At 58.1% G+C, this 4,393-nt stretch carries 3 protein-coding genes and 2 pseudogenes; 1 reads left to right on the forward strand and 4 read right to left on the reverse strand.

Going from position 1 to position 4,393, the window contains the following annotated elements:
* Positions 1–452, reverse strand: a pseudogene (locus tag GSQ89_RS12070) (ISKra4 family transposase); the annotation flags it as partial.
* 455 nt (positions 453–907) lie between these two features.
* Here GSQ89_RS12070 and GSQ89_RS12075 point away from each other — a divergent pair.
* Positions 908–3,040: an ATP-binding protein gene (locus GSQ89_RS12075; RefSeq protein ID WP_158925397.1), complete on the forward strand. Its 2,133-nt coding sequence runs from the start codon at positions 908–910 to the stop codon at positions 3,038–3,040.
* Positions 3,041–3,275: 235 nt separating this feature from the next.
* On the opposite strand, the gene GSQ89_RS12080 is transcribed toward GSQ89_RS12075, so the two are convergent.
* The 3 genes and pseudogenes from GSQ89_RS12080 to GSQ89_RS38460 all read right to left on the reverse strand — a co-directional run.
* Positions 3,276–3,656, reverse strand: coding sequence for a hypothetical protein (locus GSQ89_RS12080; protein WP_158925399.1), 381 nt, complete (start codon positions 3,654–3,656; stop codon positions 3,276–3,278).
* Between the two features lie 28 nt (positions 3,657–3,684).
* Positions 3,685–4,041 (reverse strand): hypothetical protein, encoded by a 357-nt coding sequence (locus tag GSQ89_RS12085; RefSeq protein ID WP_158925401.1) that lies wholly within the window; start codon positions 4,039–4,041, stop codon positions 3,685–3,687.
* A 27-nt stretch (positions 4,042–4,068) separates the two neighbouring features.
* Positions 4,069–4,393, reverse strand: a pseudogene (locus tag GSQ89_RS38460) (hypothetical protein); the annotation flags it as partial.

The raw sequence follows: 4,393 nt of genomic DNA on the forward strand, positions 1-4,393 counted from the left end.
AGAAACTCCGCCAGCAGCGTTCGCGCCCGGCGGTAGGGTAACAGCGAACCCATCTTTGCGATGGTCCGCTCGTACTCCGGCGTGCATCGGTCGGGTATGATCTCGGCAACCGGGTTGAGCGTCCGGCGGCAGGTCACCGCACACCGACACGGGGTAAAGCGCGGCGCGCGGACCTCCACCGTGCCGAACAACGACACCAACCGCCTGGAGCGCTGATCTTTGAGGGGCCGCTGCGTGCCGCAGCGCTGGCACCATCGCTGGCGGCCGCTATGATCCTCCGCCTGAGCTTGAACGAGATGGACCTGCAACGCAGCAAGCAGATGCTTCCCCTCCGCCAGCGTCGGCCCGATCATTTGCGGCGCATATTCGACCACAGCCGCACGACCGCCGACCTCATGAACACCAATGGCCCCATCCGCTCCGACCAACTCCAACATGACCCGCCACTTCATCCCGAACTCCCGGCTACAACCACCGGGCGGTCCCATAGCACCCCCACTTTCTGGACGGTCTCGCACCACGTCGCTGACGATACCGTAAACATTGCCGACGGCTGACGATGAACCATAAAATAGGCGGCTTGTTGTCAAGGTTAAATCCAGTGGGTTAAGCCCGGGTGTGTCTGTCTCACATTCTGATCGCCACTGATCCAATAGCATACAGTTGACAGGGAAGGAGATTGTTTGAACCACCTAGTACCTCGGCACAGTGATTTTGACCGGTTGAACGAAGGCGGAACAAATCTGCCAATGGCCGGGGCACATATCCCGACGGACTGGTTCGAATCTTTGCAAGGATCGATTTCAAAGAGTCGAAATCACTGTGCAGAGGTACTAGCTGCATCGCCTGACTCCAGTTCTCGGCGTCCGGGACTCAGCCTCGCCGTCCATCCTTGGTGTTCTTGCTAATGAGTCCGTCCAAAACGGGCCGCTGTCTGGTCATCGCGGGCACTTTCGTGGTGGCGGCGCTCGCCTTGGCGACGGCTTGGTTGATTCAGACGCAATACACTGCCGATCTTGCCGCAAGCAGGCAAGCCAGTGCTGAGCTTGCGCAGGTGATAGCGGAGCAGACATCCCGCACGATCCAACCGGTAGATCTAACACTCCGGGAGATAGCGGGTCAGTTCACAGCTCAGCAAGTGGAAACAGGCACTAACGAGTCGCAGGCGAAGGCCATGTTCGATCTGTTGGTCGAACGCCACAAAGGTCTGCCGCAGGTTGATGCCCTCATCCTGGTCGGTGCGGAAGGACGGGTCGGGAATTATTCCCGTTCCTTTCCGGCTGTTCCGCTGGATGCGTCTCGTCGCGATTACTACCAGTATTTAAAAACGCATGATGACCACACCCTTTTTGTCAGTGTTCCCGCGCAGACCTTTCTGGATGGTCAATGGGTCGTTTTCCTGGCGCGCCGCATCAACACCGCTCATGGCAAATTCGCTGGTGTCGTTACGGCCGCAGTGAAGCTGTCCTACCTTGAAGACTTCTATCGAGCCGTGACGCCAGCGACTGACACTGTCTCTCTCGTTCGACGCGACGGTGTTGTGCTGGTGCACTATCCGCACGACCAAGGTGAGATCGGTTGGAAGCTGCCGTCGGCTTCACCATGGTACCAATGTCTTGGAGAGGTCGGGGGTTCCTACCATTCGCCAGGATACCGGAACGATGTCGCGCGCCTCGTCTCGGTCCGCCCGTTGCGTGATTTTGCCATGGTCATCAATCTGAGCATGTCCGAGGCAACCGTCTTGTCCGCTTGGCACCGACAGACGCTCTGGCTCGTGACTGGAGCCTTGTTCGCGGCGGCGTGCGCAATTTTCCTGCTGCGCATATTCCGTGTCCAGATAACGGGGCTGGAGCAGTCTAGAGCGTCTCTGGCTGAGCAGAATACACTTTTGCAGCAGATCGCGGCAGCACTTCGACTGAGCGAGCATGATCTTGCAGAGAAGACGCGAATGCTGGAGGCTACTCTGGAGAACATGGATCAGGGGCTGATCGTCATCGACAGCCATCGAACGGTTTCGATTTGCAACCGACGTGCCATTGAGCTTCTCGAATTGCCGGCGGAACTGATGGCCCGGCGCCCCAAGTTCGAAGAGGTGCTCGCTTTCCAGTGGAAGCAGGCCGAATTCGTAAAGAGTAATGAGGAATTCCGCTCATTCGTGCAGCGTGCGCTATTGCTGGATGGGCCACGTAACTATGAGCGGCAACGTCCCAACGGGTGCGTGTTGGAGGTTCGTACGAAGGTGTTACCGGAAGGCGAGGCGGTGCGCACATTCTCTGACGTGACCGGACGCTATAAAGCACTCGAAACGATGGCCCAGGCCAGGGGACAGGCCGAGGAGGCGAACCGGGCGAAGTCGGAATTTCTGGCGAACATGAGCCATGAACTGCGCACACCGCTCAACGCAATCATTGGGTTTTCAGAGTTGATACGCGACCAGGCGGCGGGTCCTATCAACGCGACCTATGCCTCTTACGCCGAGGACATCTATTCCGGCGGCCAGCATTTGCTTGAGTTGATCAATGATCTGTTGGACTTATCGAAGATCGAGGCAGGCCGTTATGACCTCGTGGAAGAGCGCGTAGACCTAGGTCATTTGCTGAGTATCTGTCAGCGCATGATGGCTCAGCGGGCGCAATCCGCGAATGTGCGGATCATCTGTGACTCCGATTGTGCGGACGTGTCGCTCCGAATCGATCAGCGGGCAGTGAAGCAGGTTTTGCTGAATCTGCTGGACAATGCAGTCAAGTTCAGTCCGGCAGGAGGATCCGTAGTCATCCAAGTCGAACCGACAGCGACTGACGGTGTGGTCGTACGGGTCAGTGACAATGGCATTGGAATAGAACCTGGGGTGGTGAATTCTCTGTTTGAGCCCTTTCGCCAAGCGGATGCCTCGATCGGTCGTAGGTTTGGCGGTACCGGTCTTGGGTTAGCCATCAGCCGCAAGTTGATGGTCTTGATGGGGGGCGCACTTGAGATGACCAGCGCCTCCGGGAAGGGCACGACCGTGCGCATGATGTTCCCGGCAATTCGTCGTCTGTGAACAACTCGCTTTCAGGCGGCGTATACCATTGGGCCTGATGCCTGGTTTTCATTGAGACAGATCAGTGACAGGGCATGTCAAAGCTCGGTCAGCCAGACGAGCGAGAGCGCGGTGTTGCATGGAGGCCGGATGCGAAGGGAGACGGACGCAATACCGCAACCCAGTCTGTTATTTAGTCGTAAGCGAACGGTCAGCCCCGTGGCCGATCTGGGCTTGACTTGGCCGTCCACCCTGCTCAAGCAGCGTCGTGCAGATTTTTTCGGAGAGGAGCGCTCGGGTAGCTCCGTTCTGCGCATGCAGACCGGCCGAGGACGAGATCATCGCGAGGTAGGATGGCTGTGAAACTCTTCAACTGTACGTCGGAGAGCGAGCAAGCCGCTTGGGCCGTGGAGCATCTAAAAAAAGGGGCCGCATCCACGAGATCTTGCTGTGGTTGGGCGGTGTCGACCGTCCCATCCAGATCGTCGCCAAAGTGAAGCTGATCCTGCGGGCGGAAGGGCGCATCGTAACCAAGGCGATAGAGACCGTGCGCGATGTCGCTGGCGAAGAGCACGACGTCCTTGCTTGGCGCCTCGAAAGCAAGAAAAGCCAAGCGCATAGCATACTTGGAGAGCATGACCCGGGACTGTCCAGACATAGGAGGATCATGCTGCTTTGACAACGGCCGGGTCTGCATTGCCGACCCGGTCAAATCGGCGGCCAAATCCGGCACCAGGCGTACCGTTGTAAACTGCGCAGCGGACCTGGAGCAGCAGATCGGCGCCGCTCTGCGACCATCGCATCTGCTGGGACCTGTTCATGCGCCGGTTGACCAGGAAATTCGCTGTGCCTTCGGTGATCGACCTACCGACCCGCTCACCGGCTCGGAATCGCTTGGCGTAGTTGACCAACCATGCCGCTTGGTCTCTGAGATATTTATCGATCGCATGCAACGCGTGCCACAGCTTTCGCGACGCCACGCCCTTCACGCCCTGGCTGCGCTCTCCTTTGAAGACATGCATCACCTTGCGGATCCGATCGATGCTGCGCTAGGTATTCTGCGCCTTGCCGTTCCAAATCCGCCAGTGCAGACGTTCGACTTCGGCGATGATCGTCGCCTTCGCCGTAACCCGGCCAGGGTCGTCCGTCGACAGATTTGCCGCGGTCAGCCTCGTGTGTTGCAGACGCATTGCGATGTGGAACCAATCCAAAATCGGCGGTTTCATTACTCCCGCCTCGGTCAAAACAGTGCGCAGTCCCGGACAACCATCGGTGAGAGCGGCGCCTGGTGTAGCGCGACAATCTGGGTGAGAAAATGCGTCAATCAGGATGAGAATTGATGACCGCAACGAGTTCATGATGTTCGGTCTGATT

Origin of the sequence: Acidisphaera sp. S103, assembly GCF_009765975.1 — a bacterium.
Classification (GTDB): Bacteria; Pseudomonadota; Alphaproteobacteria; order Acetobacterales; family Acetobacteraceae; genus Rhodopila.